The sequence below is a fragment of the Enterococcus sp. RIT-PI-f genome (genome assembly GCF_001297065.1).
Classification (GTDB): domain Bacteria; phylum Bacillota; class Bacilli; order Lactobacillales; family Enterococcaceae; genus Enterococcus_D.
The window spans coordinates 277,224-296,708 of record NZ_LHOX01000018.1 but is presented as its reverse complement, the minus strand read 5'-3'; the positions used below and the strand labels follow the sequence as shown (position 1 = coordinate 296,708).

Below are 19,485 nucleotides of genomic sequence, written 5' to 3'. Positions count from 1 at the left end.
AAACAACGTTGTTTTTCTTCCTTTCTTCCAAACAATAGAAAGAAGTTTGATAAATGAGAAACCCAAAACCAAAAGAATGGCAAGCACAAGATTACAGCCAGAATAGAATTGCAGATTATAAAGCCTATAATTTTGTGGATGGCGAAGGCATCAGAAACAGCCTATATGTCAGTGGGTGTTTATTTGCTTGTGAGGGCTGCTTCAACAAAGCTGTCCAAAATTTCAACTACGGTGTGCCCTTCACGCCTGAACTAGAACAACAAATCATTGATGATCTGCGGCCAGATTATGTTCAAGGATTGACCTTGCTTGGCGGTGAGCCTTTCTTAAATACACCTGTCTGCTTGCAAGTCGTGGATCGTGTCCGAAAAGAATTTGGACGCAGCAAAGATATCTGGAGCTGGTCCGGCTACACGTATGAAGAATTGCTTGAGGATACAGATGACAAGTTAGAACTGCTTAGTAAAATCGATATTCTGGTGGACGGTCGTTTTGAACTGAGCAAACGTAATTTGAATTTGCAATTTCGCGGCAGCAGCAATCAAAGGATCATAGATGTGGCTGCCTCAAAAGCACAAGGCGAAGCTGTTATTTGGGCCAAATGCAAAGATGCTGAGGAAAGTTATGAGCAAATAAAGAAACAGATTTGAGCCATAAACGAAAAAAACCATAGTAAACGCCATGACCTAAGCGTTTACTATGGTATTTTTGATTGCCTTCATGCGTGATTTTTTTCCTCATCGATTTAAATACTTGCTGGCTTCTCGGATACTAAGGGGCGACATTTGATCACGATACGTAGCTATAAAATGTCGCACCCATGCCGGATCTGTTTTCGCATAGTCTCTTAAACTCCATCCGATCGCTTTATTGATAAAAAATTCTTTGGTCCCAAAATTGTTCAGGAGAATGATCCGCAACAGTTCTGTGTCCGTCTGCTTTTTCAAGAGGAGTTGATGAATGATCGCAGAACGTCGCAACCATAGGCTCTCTGAGGTACTCCAACGCAACATCTCCTGTTTCAACACAGGTTCTTGAATGACCATCTTTGAGATCAATTCACTAAAAGCATCAATACTATCCCACCAAGGGTGTTGCAATAGCATGGCTTCAATCTTGGACAAGTCTTCTTTTTTTAGATACGCAGTCATCGCCACCAAATAATCGATTGCCAAATAATGATGCTCGCGGTATTGGCTTTGCCAACACACATCGACAAACAACCAATCAATCACACCTGCGGCTTTGGCCTGTCTTAATGCCGTCTTAGCCGCTTGGCGGCGAATCGGGGCAGTAACACCCAAAAAGGTGAATTGATGCCGCATGTAGGCCGCCATCTTTTGGCTTCTTGTGTCATCTTGCAAAGTGATCAAGGTTTGATATACTTCGTTCATTTGTCGATTTTCCTCTCTTTTATTCTTCTTCTGCGATCTGCCAAAGGGGCAAGACGATATTTTCGTAAGTCAAAGGATCTAGATTGGTCACAGTGATCCCCAACAAACGAATCCCCTGTTCTAGACCCAATACTTCCTCCCAGATCAAACTAGCTTCTGAAAAAAGTTGTTCTTTTTTGTGCACATAGACCGGCAATGTCACCCGTTTCGTAATGGTCGAATAATCTGTGTAGCGGACTTTCAAGACGACTGTTTTGCCATGTTTTTGCGTCCGTTTGAGGGCTTCAGCTACTTCTTCTGCAATCGAACGCAACTGACTCACCACTTGTTCTTCTGTGGTCAAGGGATTGCCGTAGGTATGTTCTTTGCCGACAGATTTACGTTCTCTCGTGACGCTGACAGGTGAATCATGGATTCCCCGCACTTTACGATACAATGAATATCCCATTTTTCCAAATGCGCGAATCAATGCCATTTCACTCATTTCATACAGTTCCGCACCCGTATAGATCCCCATCTCATGCATCCTCGGAACCGTTTTTTTCCCGATACCATGAAATTTTTCGATCGGCAGCTGTTTTAAGAAAGCAACTGCATCTTCCGGCAACACGACAGTCATCCCTCTTGGTTTATGATAATCTGAAGACAATTTGGCCAAAAATTTGTTGTAGCTGACGCCTGCTGAACACGTCAAATGGGTTTCTTGCCAGATATCCCGTTGAATCATGCGGGCAATCTTGATTGCAGAAGGACAATCGATTTTATTACTTGTGACATCAAGATATGCTTCATCGATAGATACCGGTTCGATGACATCGGTATAGCGATGAAAGATTGCTCTGACCTGATGAGAAACTTCTCGATATTTTTGATGATTACCAGGTTTAAAAATTGCTTGCGGACACAATTCAAATGCTTTTTGCGCACTCATTGCTGAATGAATACCATATTGACGCGCCAAATAATTGGCGGTCGTCACCACACCCCGTCCCCCAGTATCACTTGGGTGGCGGGCAATCACTAAAGGGTGTTTCGCCAACTCCGGATCATCTCGTTCTTCCACAGATGCAAAAAAGGCATCCATATCAATATGAATGATTTTGCGGCTCGTGTCATGATGTAAAGGAAATTGTAATTCAGACATATGTATCACCTCGTCACTTCTATTATAAACGAACAAAAGTTCCCTTTCAATAGTTGCGATTCAGCAAAAAAAAAAGAATATCAGCTACGGCCGATACTCTTTTTTTGAAACATTCATCTAGTCCATTTTATAAAGCCGCTGATCCTCGTTCTTTGGTCCGGATCCGCACCGCCTCTTCTACAGGATAGACAAAAATCTTGCCATCTCCCACTTCATCGGTACTGCATATAGCTATAATTAGGTCAATGACAGGTTCAACATTTTGATCTTCTACCACAAAACAAACAGTCACTTTTGGTAACAAAGTCGTGATTACCGCTTGTCCACGGATATATTCTTTCAGCCCTTTTTGTTTTCCATACCCCAGCACTTGATTGACTGTCATCCCGCTAGTGATTTCTGAAAGATCCAGCGCAGCTTTCAATTCTTCGATTTTTTCTTGTCGAATAATCGCTTCAACTTTTTTCATATCAGTTCCTCCATTATTAAGAATCTAAGCCCATAAAGGTCGGGTAGGCCGTTTCATCATGTTCCACTCGGTCCATACCGACTGCTTCTTCTTGTTCAGATACGCGAATCGGCATAAATAATTTGATCACACGGATCAATACGTATGAAACGATCCCAGCAAATAAAATAGTAAAGACAATACTTTCTAGTTGAGCCACAAATAAATCTAGCCCGCCATAAATCAAGCCTGAATGTCCGCCTACCGCAGGATCAGCGAAAATCCCTGTCATAATTCCGCCAAAAATCCCACCAACACCATGACAGCCAAATGCATCTAATGCGTCATCTAGCCCAAGTCGATGTTTGATCACCGAAATGAAGTAATAACAAAATGGACTTACCAATGCACCAATAATAAATGATGACCATAGTGAAACAAAACCGGCACCTGGTGTGATGGCCACTAAACCGACTACTGCCCCTGTACAAGCGCCTACGATCGTTGGTTTACCTAACATCAATTTCTCGATCAGCATCCAGGATAACATCGCACTGGCAGCTGCCGTATTCGTGGTCATTAAAGCATGAATCGCTAAACCGTCCGCAGCTAACGCAGAGCCCGCGTTAAAACCAAACCAACCAAACCACAGCAAACCGGCGCCTAAAACCACAAAGGGAATATTGTGCGGTCGATACTCTGTTTGATGAAACTCACGCCGTTTCCCTACGACGACTGCTAAGACTAAGCCGCTGATCCCAGAACTGATATGCACGACATTGCCTCCCGCAAAATCGATCGACCCGATGGCATCCAAGAAACCACCGCCCCACACCATGTGTGCCATTGGGAAATACACCAAGATCAACCAAAAACCAATAAATAAGAAAATTGCCGAAAAACGCATTCTGCCAACAACTGACCCAGTGATGATCGCAGTTGTGATCAAGGCAAACATCATTTGGAATCCTGCAAATAACCCTTCTGGAATACCTTCGCCTTCCGTCATCGATACATGACTAAAGAAAATTTTGTCAAGATTGCCAATAAAGGATCCTGATCCGCTGAAAGAAAGTGTATAGCCCAACGCTACCCACAATACAGAAGCCAAGCCCATCGTACAAATGACCATCATCATGGTATTCAAGATGTTTTTCCTACGCTCCAACCCACCGTAAAAAAATGCCAATGCCGGTGTCATTAAAAATACCATACCGCTGCAAATCAAAATAAATGCTATATTCCCTGAATCCATATTGAACGCCTCCTTTTCTATCTGAGTGCTATCCTACCATCTGTACATCATAGAAAGCTAGCGTTTTTTGAAAATTTGCAAAATTTTCTGAAAATTCATTACGCTCCATGTTAGAAAAAGTGACATAAACAAGATGCCTGTTCCAGAAAGAATAAAAAACTGCCCAAATGGACAGTTTATCCTCTATCGTTCTAACAGCAACTGATTTCGCTTAGTCAGCGGAATCGATTGCGTGATAGTCGTTGTAGACCACTTGCTTTTTGACTTGATTGCGTTTGGCTACCTCTTTAATGGCCTCTTTTGAAGAAAGGCCTTCTGCGATCAACGCCTCTACTTGTTCAAGATAGCTGCCTTCATAGACTGCTTGTACCGGTTCATCTGCGCCTTCAACCAGCAAACAACATTCACCCTTCAATGACTGTTCACTTAAATAAGCTGATAACTCCGATAAAGTCCCGCGAAGATATTCTTCATGGATCTTCGTCAACTCTCGACAAATGACCGCCTGCCTGTCACCGAAGACTTCTTTGATGACATCGATCGTATTGCCGATACGATATGGGGACTCATAGAAAATCATGGTACTTTGCTGAGCAGCTAATTCAGTCAGCACAGCAACTTGCTCTTTCTTTTTACGGGGTAAAAATCCGTAAAACAGATGCGGTTGTGGAGATAGACCTGAAGCAATCAAGGCAGTCAGACCCGCTGTTGGGCCAGGCAATGCGATGACCGCGATGCCTTCAGCGATACAAGCTTTGACCAATTCATGCCCAGGATCACTGATCGATGGCATACCAGCATCACTGCATTGCGCAATCGTTTGACCTGACTGCATCAACGCTATCAGCTGCGGTACCCGTTCTTTATAATTATGTTCATGCAAACTTTTTTGCGGCGTTGTGATGTCAAAGTGATTCAACAGTTTTTGGGTATTTCGGGTATCTTCACTGGCTATCACATCCGCTTCAGCTAACATTTTGACACAACGCACAGTCATATCTTCTAGATTACCGATCGGGGTTGGCACCAAATAAAGTTTGCCTGCATCTTGTTTGTAACTTTGTTGTTTCTGCATTACTGCTCCTCTCCAAAAAAAGACCAGATTTACCTGATCTTTTCCTTTGCCGCTTATGGTTACTTGCCGCTTTCACGATAAATCACTTCTAGACAAAACGCACATGGCTCGTCATGCTCTCTTCTGGATCCATATAAGTCATAACAGACATGGAACCCTTCCTCATAGATTTTCTCTAAATTCATCCGTGATTTGGACAGCTCTTGTTTGGCACTTTCGGCAGGCGCATCCGCCACGAGGTTCAACTCGCGAATATGTTCACGCAACCGTTGGTTTTCCAATTCCAAAGTGGTATTTTTTTCGACGATTTCTTGCAGCGATTGTTTCATTTCCGCTAGATTGTTCAAGGAGTTTTGCAACTCCGATTCTAATTGATTCAGTCCATCATAAAGGGATCGTTTATCCATGCTCATTATAGTCACCTGCTTATTTTGTCACTAATTCTTCATAGCCATATTCAACAGCAGTTTGTCGGTCATGCAAGCGCACTTTGACAACACGGCTCAATAAATCTAAACCAACGACACGCCCTTTTCCATCAGGGGTCTCAACTTCTTTCCCTCGATCAGGCATCTCTTTTTTTGCTTGTTCGTATTCTTCATTTTCGTATTTCAAACAACACATCAAGCGGCCGCATAGTCCAGAAATTTTGGTTGGGTTCAATGACAGCCCTTGATCTTTCGCCATCTTGATCGACACCGGGATAAAATCCCCTAAAAAAGTGGCACAACAGAGCTTACGGCCACAAGGACCGATCCCGCCTAAAAGCTTTGCCTCATCCCGTACACCAATCTGTCTTAATTCGATCCGGGTATGGAATACATTGGCCAAATCCTTGACCAACTCGCGAAAATCGATGCGCCCTTCAGCTGTAAAAGAAAAAATCAACTTATTGCGTTCAAGCGTATAGGCCGCATTGATCAGTTTCATTGGCAACCGGCGATCCCGGACTTTGCCTTTCGCGATCTGCAATGCCCCTATGGCATCTTCGGCATTGGTCGCTTCTTGCGCCAAGTCTTGACTGTTGGCTCGGCGAATGATCGTCTTCACTTCATGAGGCAAATCTTGCCGATCCATCTGCTGTACAGGCGTCACGACAGTGCCGATACAGCGTATATCTTGTAATGCGACAATTACTTTATCATTTAAGGCATACATTTCTTTTTCGGGCGCATAATAATAGATTTGGCCAACCTGTTGGAAACGTATCCCGATCACTTCAATCATCTTAGACCCTCTTTTCCGGCTGTCGCGGATCTCCATAGATGATTTTCACACAAAATTGCTCTGCAACACCTTGAAAAGCAACATTCGCCTGCAATTTCTTTTGGGCTTGCAACGCAGATTCAATGGCACGATTGATTTCTTTTCCCCATGATCCTTGCATAAGCAGCCGATCTCTTTCTTCTTGCAGGTAAAATAACAAGAGTGAAAAAACTTCTATTTGCTGACTTTTCTCTTTTGCCTGACTCAGCAATCTTTTTTGTACAAATATAAAAGCTTGCGGATCTTTTTTCAAAAGGTAATCTAACCAGCGTACAACAGCATCCTTAGTTTCATTAAACCATTCATTTTGAGAGATTTCAACTGCTTTATGATAACTATTTGTAAGATAACTAAGAAGTCGGCTCGTTTCTTTTGAAAGCCCTTCATCTTGCAATTTTTTCTGTAATATTTCTTTTGATAAGGGCGAAAAGTGGATCATTTGACAACGGGATTGGATTGTTGGCAAAATCCTGCCGACACTTTCGGTTTCCAGAATCGCAAGAAAATTGCCAACCGGTTCTTCAAGGAATTTCAATAAACTGTTGGCGGCACTTGTATTCATTTTTTCGGCTTGTGATAAAATGAAAATCTTGCGTCGGCCTTCAAATCCGCTTTTCGTAAATTCTTCTTGTAACTGACGGATTTGATCCACTTTGATCGTTTGGCCATCAGGTTCGATCAACAGCACATCTGGGTGCTCGCCTTGGGTGATCCGTTGACAGTTGCTGCAAGTATTGCAAGGATCCTCATCCCCTTGCGCATTGGTACAAAACAAACGCTTCGCCAGCCAGATACTTGCCTCATGTTTTCCTGTTCCTTTATCCCCTTCAAAAAGATAAGCATGGGCGATTCGCCCATGCTTGATGCTTTTCTTTAATTGGGCATATACTTGTGGTTGGTTTTCTTGCAGAAATCGTGCCTCCATGAAAAGCTCCTTCTTAATATTGATGGAATCCATCAACCGGTAAAACAAAGACTGTTGCACCGCCAACTTCAACTTCTACAGGATAAGGTACTTGACCATCTAAAGAAATATCTAACGACATCGGCGTCGACACATATTGTTTACGTGATTGACAGGTCTTTTTGATCAATTCTAACGCATCTTGGACCCGATCATCTTCCAATCCAATAATGAACGTACTATTTCCCGCTTTCAAGAAGCCGCCTGTAGAGGATAGTTTGGTTGCTCGGATGTTGGCATCGATAAATTCATTTGCCAAACGATTGCTGTCCTTGTCTTGTACAATAGCCATAATCAATTTCATGGGATCATCTCCTTATTCGATTCAATCAATTTATTACAAAGATTTAAAAAAGGCAGGATACGCTTCTACGATTGCTGAATAACTTGATTCAACAACGTCTTGTAACCCCATTCTAGCATCAATCTTATGAATTCGTACAGGATTTTCTTCTGCCAACTTCAAATAAGCATGCCGTACGCGTTGATGGAACTCTAGTCCCTCTGAATCCAAACGATCATATTGGTGGGCGCGATTTTTTTGGATTCGATGCAAACCAGTATCTGAATCGACATCCAAATATAAGGTGAAATCAGGCGTGGTGCCTTCCGTCGCAAATTCGTTGATATTGGCGATTTCCGGCATGCCAATACGCCGTCCCGCGCCTTGATAAGCCAATGAACTATCGACAAAACGATCACAGATCACGATATTCCCCTCATTCAAGGCTGGCAAGACGACCTCGATCAAGTGCTGGCGTCTCGCAGCTGCATAAAGCAATGCTTCTGTTCGTTCATCCATCTCCTCGTTTTTTGGATCTAAAATGATTTGACGGATTTTTTCGGCAATCCGCACACCGCCTGGTTCCCGTGTTTTCACGATTTTTCTTGTTGCTTCTAATTGTAAACGGGGATACAACTCTTCCAAGACGCTCGTCTTTCCAGCGCCATCTGGTCCTTCGATGGTAATGAACAATCCATTCACCTTGTTTGCCTCCAATATAGTTATAATTCTCGTCGTCCTTCGACTGCTTTTAATAAAGTCACTTCGTCTGCATATTCGATATCGCTGCCCACCGATAAGCCATGGGCTAAACGCGTTACTTTGATCCCAGCTGGTTTGATCAATCGTGAAAGATACATCGCCGTTGCTTCACCTTCTGTTGTGGCATTCGTCGCAATGATCACTTCTTTGACTTGATCATCATGCAAACGCTGGATCAAAGAAGAAATATTGATATCTTCAGGACCAGTACCTTCCATTGGGGACAATACCCCATGCAAAACATGATAAAGGCCGTGATATTCCCGAACTTTCTCAAGCGCCATCACATCTTTAGGTTCCTCAACCACCAAAATGGTGGTTTTGTCTCTGGTTGGGTCGCCGCAGATCTCACAAGGATCTTCTTCTGTGATATTGCCGCAGATACTGCAAAAATGCAGATCACGTTTGACACTGATCAAAGATTTGGCAAACTCATTTACGACTTCATCCTTCATATCGATGGTATAAAAAGCCAAACGAGTGGCAGTTTTTTGGCCGATTCCTGGCAGTTTCATATAACTGTCAATCAATCGTGCAATCGGATCTGGATATTGCACGCTACATTTCTCCTTTTATAGACCCGGAATCCCTTTGGTATACTTGCCCATTGTTTGTTCCGTTTCTTTTTCAATTTTTGCTAAACCGTCATTGATCGCCAAAATGACCATATCTTGCAGCATGTCGACATCTTCTGCATCGACGATGTCTTCATTGATCACTAAATCTTTTAACTTTTTGTTTCCTGTAAAGGTTGCTTTCACATAGCCATTCGTTGATTCACCTAGAAATTCTTTTTGGTTCAACGCTTCTTGTTCTTTCACCATTTCTTTTTGCATTTTTTGCATTTGTTTCATCATGCCTTGCATATTGCCCATGCCTCGCATCATTGTTCTTCACTCCAGTCTAATTTTCTTCAATACTTGTTAAGCTGCCAAATAGTGCTTGTGCTTGCGTGACCACTACGTCATCGCCAGATTCAGCTGCCTCTTCTGGCACATCGCCCGCTTCTATTTCCAATTCTGTTTCAGCGACAGCTTGTCCACCAGCTAAGAACTCTCTGCGTAACAACGGCCAGCTTTCTTTGGTGATAAACACCGCTTGAGGCGCATAATCTTTGACCATTCGAGAAATCTGATTATGGATCATCAGCTGAAATTCTGGATCATTGCTGGCACGCTGACAAAGGATCTCGTAATCAAACGCGATCACAACGCCCGTTTCACTGGCAGCTTTGGCTTCACTCGCATGCAACATCGCCCGTTGGGTAACGGACAATGACATCAGTAAATCATCCCAAATATTACGAACATTTGCCAAATCTTTCTTGGTTGCACCTTTTAAGACTTGGAACACTTTTTCCTTTGGCAAGCGGAAAGAACTCGCTGTCTTGGTCTTTTTAGCGGCTGCAGGCGGTTCAACCGAACCTGTCGGCCGATTTTCCTGCAAGCGCTGGATCTCTGCTTGCAATTTCTGAACAGCGATCTGCAGCTGCTGTACTTCTTGGCTGGTATCCGTCGCCACAGCACTCGTGCCCACAGCTGCTTGCTCTGGGTCATTGGCCAGTTTCACCATCGCCACTTCTAAATAAATCGTTGGGTTATTGGTGAACTTTACTTCGTTTTGTGTGTCATTCAAAACCCCGATCCAATGATAGATCTTTCGCGGGTCCGTCTGTTGGGCCAGCGCTTTGAACCCCTCCGTCAATTGTGTAGATTTGTCCGCAACCAATTGGGGGGCTTGTTGGTACATCAGAACGTCTCGACAATAGACCAGCAGGTTTTCCAATAAACGCCGGGCTTCCTTCCCCGAAGCCAACAGCTCCCGCAAAATCGTCAGTGCATCGGCGACTTCTTTGTCTGAACAAGCTTGCATCAACCGATCCATCATGTCAAAAGACAGGCTGCCCGTGACTTCAAGTGCATCTTGCATCGTGACCGTGTCATCGCTGAAAGCAATAGCTTGATCTGTGATACTCAGGGCATCTCTCATGCCCCCTTCTGCAGCTCTTGCAATCACTTGCAAAGCTTCTGGTTCATACGCAATTGCGCTTGTATCTAATACTTTCTCCAAGTGAGAAACGATATCTTGCGTATTGATACGCTTGAAATCGAAGCGTTGCGTCCGGGAAATGATCGTCGCAGGGATCTTGTGGGGTTCAGTCGTTGCTAAAATAAACACGACATTCTTCCGTGGTTCTTCTAAGGTTTTCAGTAATGCATTAAAAGCACCCGTTGATAACATATGTACTTCATCAATGATATAGATTTTATATTCTGCTTGCGTTGGGGCATAATTGGCCCGATCACGGATAAAACGAATTTCCTCGACACCATTGTTGCTCGCAGCATCGATCTCAATCACGTCTTCTTGGGTACCAGCTGTAATCGAACGACACATCTCACATTCATTACACGGTTCTCCGTTAACTTGATTGGGACAGTTGATTGCTTTGGCAAAAATTTTCGCGGCACTCGTTTTACCAGTCCCTCGTGGACCTGTAAACAAATAAGCATGGGAAATCTGCTTTTGATCGATGGCATTTTTTAATGTTTGGGTAATTGCTTTTTGTCCTACGACATCGTCGAATCGCTGTGAACGCCAAACGCGGTATAGTGCTTGATAAGCCATAATTTTCCTCACTCATTTCAAAATTCGCTACCTTCTATTATACGTAATATTTGCAGAAAAAACTACCTTTTCACCGAGGCAATTGCAAAAGATAACTAAATTTAATCTACGCTGTTCGTCTTGCAAGATCCTTTGTCACGCCAATCAATTATTCTCATTATCTACACCTTTGGTCTGATGACGTGATTCTCGCCCCCTATGGTATAATGAATATACATTCATCTATTGACGATGATGACAATTCAAAGGAGGACTGAAAATGGGTATTATCAAAGCGGCAACAAGCACGATCGGCGGCGGTTTAGCAGATCAGTGGCTAGAGGTTTTCGAACCTGACAATATGGGCGACACGACGGTCATGACTAAAGGTGTCAAAGTACGACGCAATGACAAACGCGGTGCCAATAAAAAAGGCACAGACGATGTGATCACTGATGGATCCGTGATCCATGTCTATCCGAATATGATGATGCTGCTGGTAGATGGCGGCAAAATCATCGATTATACTGCTGAAGAAGGGTACTATACAGTCAAAAATAATTTGGCGCCATCGATGTTCAACGGCTCCTTGAAAGACGCGATTTCCGAAACCTTCGATCGGTTCAAATTCGGTGGTGTCACACCGCAAAAGCAACAAGTATTTTATATCAATCTGCAAGAAATCAAGGGTATCCGATTCGGTACGTCATCCCCTTTGAACTATTTTGACAATTTTTACAACGCCGAACTCTTTTTACGGGCACATGGGAATTATTCATTGCGGATCACTGATCCCATCTTGTTTTATACCAATGCGATCCCGAAAAACAAGAGCCAAGTCGATATCAATGACATCAATGAACAATATTTGGCAGAATTTTTGACAGCGCTGCAAACAGCGATCAACAAAATGTCTGCAGATGGCGAACGCATTTCTTATGTCCCATCAAAGAGTATGGAATTAAGCAAATACATGGGAGATGTGCTAGACGACAGTTGGCGTGAACTGCGCGGCATGGAAATCGTTTCTGTGGCTGTGGCAAGTATTTCGTATACCGATGATTCTGTCAAATTGATCAATATGCGCAACCAAGGGGCCATGCTAGGTGACCCTTCTATCCGTGAAGGGTATGTTCAAGGGTCGATCGCCCGTGGGATGGAATCTGCCGGCAGCAACGCAGCAGGTGCCACAACCGGATTTGTCGGCATGGGCATGGGGATGAACGCCAATGGCGGTTATTTGAATCAAGCTGCACAAAACAATCAGCAACAAATCCAGCAAAACCAAGAACAGCAAAAACAACAAGCCCAAACCAACGGTAATCATTGGGATTGTCCACAATGCGGGACGACCAATACCGGCAAATTCTGCAGCAATTGCGGGACAGAAAAGCCAAGCGGTGGTGCACCAAGCTTAAAAATGAAATGTGCCGACTGCGGGGAGATCATTGATCTGGCCAGCGGCATTCCTAAATTCTGTCCTAATTGCGGCAAACCATTTAAAGGCGTTCCCATCGACTGAACAAAGGAGGAACTCTAATGGATGTAATCACCCATAAGTGCCCCAATTGCGGGGGCGCTTTGACGTTTGATCCAAGTGATCAGAAATTCCACTGTCCTTTTTGTTTGAGCATCTTCACCGAAGATGAGGTCACAGCTTTTGAAGAAAAACAAAAAGAAGCCCAAATGGCTGACCAGCCGACCGTCGGTACCCAAACGATCACGGAAGATACTGAGCCGCAATTGCAAGAAGACGTACAGGCGCAAGCAGACGCAACCGCTGCACAGATGGACCTCTTTCTCTGTCCCAGTTGTGGAGCCGAAATCGTGACTGATGCAACCACTGCAGCGACTTACTGCTATTTCTGCCACAATCCAGTGGTCTTATCTGGCAGATTATCCGGCGAATTTTTGCCAAATAAAGTCTTGCCTTTTGCCGTAGAGAAAGAGGAAGCCACAGAAAAATTTCTGGCATGGGCCAAAAAGAAATGGTTTGTCCCTCGAGATTTCTTTGATCAGTCACAAGTAGAAAAATTGACTGGGGTCTACTTCCCCTATTGGGCAGTTGATGCTGAGATGGATGGGCAGCTAACTGGTACCGGCACTTCCTTGCGTATTTGGCGTGTAGGCGAGATCGAATATACCGAACACAAACAATTTGCCGTCACCAGACAAGGCAAGATCCGCATCAAAGAACTGATCAAAAACGCGCTATCAAAAAACGTGCAGCAAAAAATGGTGACTGGCGTCCAACCTTTCCCTTTGGAGAAAGCCGTTGATTTTCGCAGTCAATATTTGGCCGGTTTCCAAGCCGAAAAACGTGATATTGAATATCAAACCTTATCTGATGAGGTCAAACAAGAACTTTCTGGCTATGCTGAGCAATTATTGAGTGATACTGTCAATGGCTATACCAGCTTCAATCGAACCCAGCGTTCGATCGATATCACTCAGCAACACAACAACTATGTCTTATTGCCGGTTTGGTTAGTGACCTATCGGGCGGATGATCCGAATAAGAGTGCCTTTTATTATGCCATGAATGGGCAAACAGGAAAAGTCAGTGGTGTGTTGCCGATTAGCTACCAGCGTCTAGGTTTGATCAGCGGCGGTATCTTTGCAGCCATCGCTATCATTGGGATGATCGTGGGGTATTTCATATGAAAAAAATTCCTTTGATTTTCCTAATCACCGTTGGCTTTTTCTTTGCGACTGCGCCGGCATTTGCAGCTGAGGACACCGTATCTGATAGTGCCGGTTTATTTACCGCAGAAGAGATCCAACAATTGAGTCAAGAAGCAGACACTTTGAACGAAACAATCAAAGGTGAAGTCTTTATCGAAACAACGAATAGCGCCACGGATGACATTGAATATTACACTGATCGTTATTTAGCAGATCGTATTGGCAATGATAATAATGGGTCTGCTCTGGTCATCAACATGGGCATCCGTGAATTTCATGTCTCTACTTCAGGAAATATGATTGACTATCTTACAGATGCGCGATTGAATGATATGTTAGATGATATGTACGATGCAGCTAGTGCGGGCAATTACTTTCAAGTAGCACAGATTTATTTGCAGCAATCCGCGTCTTTTGTTGACGCAGGTGTGCCTGGCGGTCATTATCGCGTCGATCGTGACACGGGCAAAATCACGTACTACAAAGTTTTGACCCCTGTCGAGATTGTGATCAGTCTGGTTGTCGCTGCGATTGCTGGGATTGCTTTCTTTGTGATCGTCAAGTCACGGTATCAATTAAAAATGGGCGGGTATAAATATCCCTATCGCGAAAAATCAGCGATCAAATTGACCCAAAAAGAAGATCGATTGGTCAACTCATTCGTCACCACCCGCAGAATCCCCCGTCCGCCAAAGAACAATGGTGGCGGTGGTGGTTTCGGTGGTGGCGGCAGTACGACCCACTCGTCAGGCGGCGGTACATTCGGCGGCGGCGGACGTAGTTTCTAATAAAAAAAAGAATTCCTTTGCGGGAATTCTTTTTTTGTTGACATTTTCCTAAATACGACCTATATTTAGGAAAATGTAGGAAAAGAGGTTAAAACATGATTGCTATCATCAAAAAGAATAAACGCTTTATCTCGTTCAGTGTTCTTCTGGTTATCTTCACTGCAGTTAGTGCTTTTGTGTTTCCATTATTGATGCAACTGTCAGATCATTATTCATTGTCACATCTTGTGATTTTACTAACAATCACTTTGACCGCTACTTATCTCGCACAATTTCTTTTGATTTTACTTAAAGAACGCTTTGCTGCAACTTTAAACAAAAACAATTTATTTGATCTTTTGCTTCAAATGAAGCATATGCCTTATCTACAGTTGTCAAAAAAACAGCCCACTTACTTATTGAATCGAATTTTCGGTGTCGTTGATGCTTACTACTTATTTATATGTGGCAGTTTTAGTGAGAGTATTCGAGGATTACTTCTTCTGATCGTATCCATTTTGATGTGCTTGCGTATCCACCTATTATTAGGCATCCCGCTTCTTGTTCTCATTCCCCTCAATCTTCTGGGCTATTTCCTGATCAACAAGCAATTAGCACATAGAATGGCCATCATGCAAAAAACGGCAGCCAATACGAACAAAGAATTGTTGACTTCCCTCAATCATATCGACACCATGAAACAATGGAGCGATCAGATCTACAAACAATTATTTGCCAACGAACTAGAGTCGATGTATCAGGCACTTGCCCGTACCAATATCTTTGCACAGTCTGCTAGTTTAGCGATCAGTATGGTGAACCAAGTCGCTCAAATAGGCATCTACTTATTTGTTATCGAAGGTATTTTACAACAATCACTTCCTTCTGATGCGATTATTTTGATCGGTATTTTAATGCCTATCTATTTTTCTGCTTTGAGTGAATTGACGAAAGTGAATCTTGATACCACAACATTAAAAACCAATCAGCGATTTGTACAAGAAGAACTCATCGCTGCCATCCCTCATCCTAATCTCAAAAAGGGGCAAGAAATTGCTCAATTGACGCTTAGTCATCCCAACATAGCGTTGGAGAAACAGTTCTTCCAGTTTGACATCGACACAACTATTTTAAAAGGTGAACATATTTATCTCTGCGGTTCTTCAGGAAGCGGGAAGTCAACACTTTTGAAAGCAATCGCTGGTTTTTATCCAGCTGAAGGAATACATCTTACTTACGTCATCCAAAATGATCTGTTGTCTGATCCTCCTCTGATGCCCAATGAGCGAATCTTATATTTAGCACAAGAACCAACCATTTTATCGCGAACGATTGAGCAGAATATCACGTGGGGCAGACCCATGACGCTAGAAGAGAAAGCGTATTTGGAAGAAACCAATATTTTGACTCCACTATTTACCCATAGAAATTGGGATAGTTATTTGAAAGAAAATGGGGCTGATTTATCAGGGGGTGAGAAACAACGTATCGCAATCGCCCGCGCCTTACTTAGCTCTGCAGATATTTTACTCTTAGACGAAGCAACGAGCAGCCTTGATGATGATGCTGTACACATCATTATGAAAGCATTAAAAATCCATGCAAAGGAACGCATAATCATCTATACTAGTCATAAGAAAGATGACCTCGCTTTTTGTCATCGCACAATCGTTATTTAGGAGGTAGGCATGAAAGATTACTATACCGTGGATGATCTTGCAAAAGAATTGGGTGTGACGACCAGAACGATTCGCAACTATCAAAAATCTCATGTCATTGAAGGGATAAAAGTAGCCGGCCAATGGCGCTTTTCTCGCGAATCCGTCAAATCTTTACTCGGTGAAACCTTTACAGATCCCTTATTGACCTTCAATCATAAGAGAGCTGAAAAAACACATAGCGAGAGTTTGCTTGCCATTGATGTCGCCATTTCATCAGACACGGCGCTTAGAAACCAAACACAACAAATCATCAAGCAATACAATCTGCTCTACTCAGGAGAAACCCGCCAATTTTTCTATGAAAAAATCAACGATCAGCTTGCCCGCTATACGCTTGTCGGTCCATTGAAATATGTGCTGACATTTGGTCAATGGATCGAAGCTTTCCTGGAAGAAAATGCGAGTCATGATTGACGCAACAATAAAACCCTAGGAACCACCAACTTGCAGCTGTCACTGGTTCCTAAGGTTCATTCAATGAATTGGATACTCCTTCAAATCAAATGATTTCTTTAAACACCGAAAAATCAATATTCCCACCCGATACGATGGCAACAGTGTTCTTGCCTTTCAACAAGTGATCGATCTGCCCACTGAGAATTGCTGCCGTACTCAGGGCCCCAGCCCCTTCGGCAATGACTTTTTCTTTCAAAGCAAGATAATGAATGGCCTGTTCAATATCTTTTTCTTCAACTAATACGGTTTCATCGATTCTAGTTCTTAAAATATCATATGTCAACTCCCCTGCCAGAGCGACGTCACAACCGTCTGCCAATGTTCGATTTCTTCGATTGGCTACTAATTTTTGCTGCCAAATAGAAGCAATCATGCCATACACTCCATATGATTGCACGCCAATGATCTTGACTTCTGGTCTTAATGCCTTTAATGCCAAGGCGATACCTGCAATCAGTCCGCCACCGCCAATTGGGACGATCACATTATCGATCAAAGGCAGATCCTCCAATAGTTCCAAGGCAATCGTTCCTTGTCCCTCCATAACAGCTGCATCATCAAATGGTGAAACAAAGACTTCTCCACTCTCTTTCATGGCTTCTAAAGTGATCTGTTTGGTCTCATCGAAAGTCTCCCCGGCCAACACAACTTGTGCGCCATAATTTTGGGTCGCCTCAATTTTGGTTCTGGCAGCAGTCAGGGGCATAAAGATCCGCACTTTGATGCCTAACAAAGACCCCGCCAATGCTACGCCTTGGGCATGATTCCCAGCAGAACAAGCAATCACGCCACGGCTGCGTTCATCCTCAGTCAGAGAAGACAATTTATTATAGGCACCGCGGGCTTTGAAAGAACCTGTTCGTTGCAGATTTTCCAATTTGAGAAAGATGGCCCCCTCTTTCTCCTTCCCTAAAATATTTGATGGCGCCAGTGGTGTATGGATCATGATCGGTTTTAACCGTTGATAGGCCTCTTCGACACCTGTATAGTCTGTCCTTAATTGCGTTGTCACGTTCAAGCCTCCTTATTTGTTTTTTTACCTCTTTATTGAAGCACACAAATTTGAGAAATACAATCGATTGAATCTCCCTTTCTTTGCAAAAATTTACGCCTTGCATAGGGGAACTTTAGAAAATACCGGTAAATTTTCAGAAAATAATGACTTTTCAAATCGTTAGTGCTATACTAATAAAAATTAAAAAAGGGTGTGAACAAATGACAACGATCGATTGGTCAAATTTGGGATTTTCTTATATCAAAACGCCATGGCGTTTTCTTGCTACATGGAAAGACGGTGAATGGAGTCAGGGTGAATTAACAGAGGACAATTATCTGCATATTCACGAAGGTTCTACTGCCTTGCATTATGGGCAGCAATGTTTTGAGGGATTGAAGGCCTATCGCCGCAAAGATGGCGGTGTCAACCTTTTTCGCCCAGACGAAAACAGCAAACGGTTCAATCGCAGTGCGTACCGCTTGCGTATGCCACAAGTACCGGAAGAAATGTTCTTAGCGGCTGTGAATCAAGTCGTGAAAGCCAACCAAGAATTTGTCCCGCCTTATGGCAGCGGCGCAACATTATACCTCAGACCTTTATTGATCGGTGTGGGTGAAAACATCGGTGTGAGTCCTGCACCTGAATACATTTTCACTGTTTTTTGTATGCCAGTTGGGCCATACTTCAAAGGTGGATTGGCGCCTACCAACTTTATCGTGTCTGATTATGACCGGGCAGCACCCAATGGGACTGGCGCTGCAAAAGTCGGCGGCAATTATGCAGCCAGCTTATTGCCAGGATTTGAAGCCCATGAACGCGCGTTTTCCGACTGTATTTACTTGGACCCTGAAACACATACCAAAATTGAAGAAGTCGGTTCAGCGAACTTCTTTGGGATCACAGGCGATGACCAATTCATCACACCGAAATCCCCTTCGATTTTACCTAGTATCACCAAATATTCCCTGCTCTATTTAGCAGAACATGCATTAGGCTTAACTGCCATCGAAGGAGATGTATTTGTTGACGAGCTTGATCATTTTGTCGAAGCTGGTGCCTGCGGGACTGCTGCAGTGATCTCGCCGATCGGCGGTATCCAAAATGGGGATGATTTCCATGTTTTTTATAGTGAAACTGAAGTTGGCCCTAAAACAAAAGCGTTATACGATCAATTGACTGGTATCCAATTTGGTGACCTTGAAGCACCTGAAGGATGGATATTTGATGTTGCCCTCGACTAAAATGTTTACTGGATATAAGTCGTTTTCGAAAGGAAACGGCTTTTTCTGTGTGTGCACACGTTTTTCTAAAGAAAACATTTGCCCCCTCTTCCTTCACTTGTTAAAATGGTGAAAAAGGGGGTTATCTCAATGGGAAAACGTCTGGCTTATGCCCTACTAGCCACACTCCTGTATTTGTTTATTTCCAATATGGGTAATTTATTCTTTGGGATCAGCCGCAATTTCAGCTGGACCACAACGCTTTGGGAATCTTTGTTCTTTTTTATTTTTGTTTTTTTATTCCAGCAATTCCGCAAAAAATAACGTACAGTCAGCATGGAAGAATGCTGACTGTACGTTATTAGCTTTTTTATACTGTATTTCGCTAATTCCCATCAATCGAACAATCACGAGAATCATGCATAGAATCAATATGAGATA

22 protein-coding genes are annotated in these 19,485 nt (G+C 43.2%); 8 read left to right on the top strand and 14 right to left on the bottom strand.

The features are described 5' to 3' along the window. Positions 1 to 53: 53 nt before the first annotated feature. Positions 54 to 650 carry an anaerobic ribonucleoside-triphosphate reductase activating protein gene (gene nrdG / locus AEQ18_RS12575; RefSeq protein WP_054116683.1) on the top strand — a complete coding sequence of 199 codons (597 nt, stop codon included), beginning with the start codon at positions 54 to 56 and terminating at the stop codon, positions 648 to 650. A gap of 87 nt (positions 651 to 737) precedes the next feature. Here nrdG and AEQ18_RS12570 read toward each other — a convergent pair whose 3' ends face one another. The 13 genes from AEQ18_RS12570 to dnaX all read right to left on the bottom strand — a co-directional run bounded on the left by AEQ18_RS12570 (position 738) and on the right by dnaX (position 11,219). Beyond that, entirely contained in the window at positions 738 to 1,394 is a 657-nt protein-coding gene (locus AEQ18_RS12570; protein WP_054116682.1) for a DNA alkylation repair protein, read from the bottom strand. Between the two features lie 19 nt (positions 1,395 to 1,413). Then, on the bottom strand, positions 1,414 to 2,538 hold the full coding sequence (dinB, locus tag AEQ18_RS12565; RefSeq protein WP_054116681.1) for a DNA polymerase IV: 1,125 nt from the start codon (positions 2,536 to 2,538) through the stop codon (positions 1,414 to 1,416). A gap of 127 nt (positions 2,539 to 2,665) precedes the next feature. After that, positions 2,666 to 3,007, bottom strand: a complete 342-nt coding sequence (locus AEQ18_RS12560) for a P-II family nitrogen regulator (RefSeq protein ID WP_054116680.1) — start codon at positions 3,005 to 3,007, stop codon at positions 2,666 to 2,668. A 16-nt stretch (positions 3,008 to 3,023) separates the two neighbouring features. Further along, entirely contained in the window at positions 3,024 to 4,241 is a 1,218-nt protein-coding gene (locus tag AEQ18_RS12555) for an ammonium transporter (RefSeq protein WP_054116679.1), read from the bottom strand. Positions 4,242 to 4,452: 211 nt separating this feature from the next. Beyond that, positions 4,453 to 5,316, bottom strand: coding sequence for a 16S rRNA (cytidine(1402)-2'-O)-methyltransferase (gene rsmI, locus AEQ18_RS12550; RefSeq protein WP_054116678.1), 864 nt, complete (start codon positions 5,314 to 5,316; stop codon positions 4,453 to 4,455). A gap of 59 nt (positions 5,317 to 5,375) precedes the next feature. Beyond that, positions 5,376 to 5,723: a DNA replication initiation control protein YabA gene (locus AEQ18_RS12545; protein WP_082348665.1), complete on the bottom strand. Its 348-nt coding sequence runs from the start codon at positions 5,721 to 5,723 to the stop codon at positions 5,376 to 5,378. 19 nt (positions 5,724 to 5,742) lie between these two features. Then, positions 5,743 to 6,543, bottom strand: coding sequence for a PSP1 domain-containing protein (locus AEQ18_RS12540; protein WP_054116676.1), 801 nt, complete (start codon positions 6,541 to 6,543; stop codon positions 5,743 to 5,745). Between the two features lies 1 nt (position 6,544). Continuing rightward, a complete protein-coding gene (gene holB, locus AEQ18_RS12535) occupies positions 6,545 to 7,507 on the bottom strand; it encodes a DNA polymerase III subunit delta' (RefSeq protein ID WP_054116675.1) in 963 nt (320 codons plus the stop codon). Positions 7,508 to 7,520: 13 nt separating this feature from the next. Further along, complete coding sequence (locus AEQ18_RS12530) at positions 7,521 to 7,850, bottom strand: cyclic-di-AMP receptor (protein WP_054116674.1); 330 nt, start codon at positions 7,848 to 7,850, stop codon at positions 7,521 to 7,523. A gap of 33 nt (positions 7,851 to 7,883) precedes the next feature. After that, positions 7,884 to 8,531 carry a dTMP kinase gene (gene tmk / locus AEQ18_RS12525; protein ID WP_054116673.1) on the bottom strand — a complete coding sequence of 216 codons (648 nt, stop codon included), beginning with the start codon at positions 8,529 to 8,531 and terminating at the stop codon, positions 7,884 to 7,886. 20 nt (positions 8,532 to 8,551) lie between these two features. Further along, positions 8,552 to 9,148 (bottom strand): recombination mediator RecR, encoded by a 597-nt coding sequence (gene recR, locus AEQ18_RS12520; protein WP_054116672.1) that lies wholly within the window; start codon positions 9,146 to 9,148, stop codon positions 8,552 to 8,554. Positions 9,149 to 9,163: 15 nt separating this feature from the next. Then, positions 9,164 to 9,478, bottom strand: coding sequence for a YbaB/EbfC family nucleoid-associated protein (locus AEQ18_RS12515; RefSeq protein WP_054116671.1), 315 nt, complete (start codon positions 9,476 to 9,478; stop codon positions 9,164 to 9,166). 16 nt (positions 9,479 to 9,494) lie between these two features. Then, positions 9,495 to 11,219, bottom strand: a complete 1,725-nt coding sequence (gene dnaX, locus AEQ18_RS12510; protein ID WP_054116670.1) for a DNA polymerase III subunit gamma/tau — start codon at positions 11,217 to 11,219, stop codon at positions 9,495 to 9,497. Positions 11,220 to 11,478: 259 nt separating this feature from the next. Between dnaX and AEQ18_RS12505 the strand changes: the two genes are divergently transcribed. The 5 genes from AEQ18_RS12505 (at position 11,479) to AEQ18_RS12485 (ending at position 16,785) form a co-directional block, all read left to right on the top strand. After that, complete coding sequence (locus AEQ18_RS12505; RefSeq protein WP_054116669.1) at positions 11,479 to 12,720, top strand: SPFH domain-containing protein; 1,242 nt, start codon at positions 11,479 to 11,481, stop codon at positions 12,718 to 12,720. Positions 12,721 to 12,737: 17 nt separating this feature from the next. Further along, complete coding sequence (locus AEQ18_RS12500; RefSeq protein ID WP_054116668.1) at positions 12,738 to 13,862, top strand: hypothetical protein; 1,125 nt, start codon at positions 12,738 to 12,740, stop codon at positions 13,860 to 13,862. Next, positions 13,859 to 14,671: a TPM domain-containing protein gene (locus AEQ18_RS12495; RefSeq protein WP_054116667.1), complete on the top strand. Its 813-nt coding sequence runs from the start codon at positions 13,859 to 13,861 to the stop codon at positions 14,669 to 14,671. The genes AEQ18_RS12500 and AEQ18_RS12495 overlap by 4 nt, the downstream gene beginning before the upstream one ends. Before the next feature lie 95 nt (positions 14,672 to 14,766). Further along, the gene (locus AEQ18_RS12490) at positions 14,767 to 16,329 is read left to right on the top strand and encodes an ATP-binding cassette domain-containing protein (RefSeq protein WP_054116666.1); all 1,563 of its coding nucleotides are present in this window, start codon (positions 14,767 to 14,769) and stop codon (positions 16,327 to 16,329) included. A gap of 9 nt (positions 16,330 to 16,338) precedes the next feature. Continuing rightward, the gene (locus AEQ18_RS12485) at positions 16,339 to 16,785 is read left to right on the top strand and encodes a helix-turn-helix domain-containing protein (RefSeq protein WP_054116665.1); all 447 of its coding nucleotides are present in this window, start codon (positions 16,339 to 16,341) and stop codon (positions 16,783 to 16,785) included. Positions 16,786 to 16,870: 85 nt separating this feature from the next. Here AEQ18_RS12485 and AEQ18_RS12480 read toward each other — a convergent pair whose 3' ends face one another. Then, positions 16,871 to 17,839, bottom strand: a complete 969-nt coding sequence (locus tag AEQ18_RS12480) for a pyridoxal-phosphate dependent enzyme (protein ID WP_054116664.1) — start codon at positions 17,837 to 17,839, stop codon at positions 16,871 to 16,873. 203 nt (positions 17,840 to 18,042) lie between these two features. Between AEQ18_RS12480 and AEQ18_RS12475 the strand changes: the two genes are divergently transcribed. Together AEQ18_RS12475 and AEQ18_RS15785 are read left to right on the top strand one after the other, a co-directional pair. Further along, complete coding sequence (locus tag AEQ18_RS12475) at positions 18,043 to 19,065, top strand: branched-chain amino acid aminotransferase (RefSeq protein WP_054116663.1); 1,023 nt, start codon at positions 18,043 to 18,045, stop codon at positions 19,063 to 19,065. Between the two features lie 129 nt (positions 19,066 to 19,194). Beyond that, on the top strand, positions 19,195 to 19,368 hold the full coding sequence (locus AEQ18_RS15785; protein WP_162838230.1) for a hypothetical protein: 174 nt from the start codon (positions 19,195 to 19,197) through the stop codon (positions 19,366 to 19,368). Positions 19,369 to 19,485: the final 117 nt, after the last annotated feature.

Bases quoted from the DNA above. Each gene is read 5' to 3' on its own strand.
- AEQ18_RS12555 (WP_054116679.1), bottom strand. From the start codon at position 4,241: ATGGATTCAGGGAATATAGCATTTATTTTGATTTGCAGCGGTATGGTA.
- AEQ18_RS12560 (WP_054116680.1), bottom strand. From the start codon at position 3,007: ATGAAAAAAGTTGAAGCGATTATTCGACAAGAAAAAATCGAAGAATTG.
- AEQ18_RS12505 (WP_054116669.1), top strand. From the start codon at position 11,479: ATGGGTATTATCAAAGCGGCAACAAGCACGATCGGCGGCGGTTTAGCA.
- dnaX (WP_054116670.1), bottom strand. From the start codon at position 11,219: ATGGCTTATCAAGCACTATACCGCGTTTGGCGTTCACAGCGATTCGAC.
- AEQ18_RS15785 (WP_162838230.1), top strand. From the start codon at position 19,195: ATGGGAAAACGTCTGGCTTATGCCCTACTAGCCACACTCCTGTATTTG.
- AEQ18_RS12530 (WP_054116674.1), bottom strand. From the start codon at position 7,850: ATGAAATTGATTATGGCTATTGTACAAGACAAGGACAGCAATCGTTTG.
- AEQ18_RS12475 (WP_054116663.1), top strand. From the start codon at position 18,043: ATGACAACGATCGATTGGTCAAATTTGGGATTTTCTTATATCAAAACG.
- AEQ18_RS12485 (WP_054116665.1), top strand. From the start codon at position 16,339: ATGAAAGATTACTATACCGTGGATGATCTTGCAAAAGAATTGGGTGTG.
- AEQ18_RS12515 (WP_054116671.1), bottom strand. From the start codon at position 9,478: ATGATGCGAGGCATGGGCAATATGCAAGGCATGATGAAACAAATGCAA.
- AEQ18_RS12545 (WP_082348665.1), bottom strand. From the start codon at position 5,723: ATGGATAAACGATCCCTTTATGATGGACTGAATCAATTAGAATCGGAG.
- AEQ18_RS12540 (WP_054116676.1), bottom strand. From the start codon at position 6,543: ATGATTGAAGTGATCGGGATACGTTTCCAACAGGTTGGCCAAATCTAT.
- AEQ18_RS12570 (WP_054116682.1), bottom strand. From the start codon at position 1,394: ATGAACGAAGTATATCAAACCTTGATCACTTTGCAAGATGACACAAGA.
- AEQ18_RS12500 (WP_054116668.1), top strand. From the start codon at position 12,738: ATGGATGTAATCACCCATAAGTGCCCCAATTGCGGGGGCGCTTTGACG.
- holB (WP_054116675.1), bottom strand. From the start codon at position 7,507: ATGGAGGCACGATTTCTGCAAGAAAACCAACCACAAGTATATGCCCAA.
- dinB (WP_054116681.1), bottom strand. From the start codon at position 2,538: ATGTCTGAATTACAATTTCCTTTACATCATGACACGAGCCGCAAAATC.
- AEQ18_RS12490 (WP_054116666.1), top strand. From the start codon at position 14,767: ATGATTGCTATCATCAAAAAGAATAAACGCTTTATCTCGTTCAGTGTT.
- AEQ18_RS12495 (WP_054116667.1), top strand. From the start codon at position 13,859: ATGAAAAAAATTCCTTTGATTTTCCTAATCACCGTTGGCTTTTTCTTT.
- nrdG (WP_054116683.1), top strand. From the start codon at position 54: ATGAGAAACCCAAAACCAAAAGAATGGCAAGCACAAGATTACAGCCAG.
- rsmI (WP_054116678.1), bottom strand. From the start codon at position 5,316: ATGCAGAAACAACAAAGTTACAAACAAGATGCAGGCAAACTTTATTTG.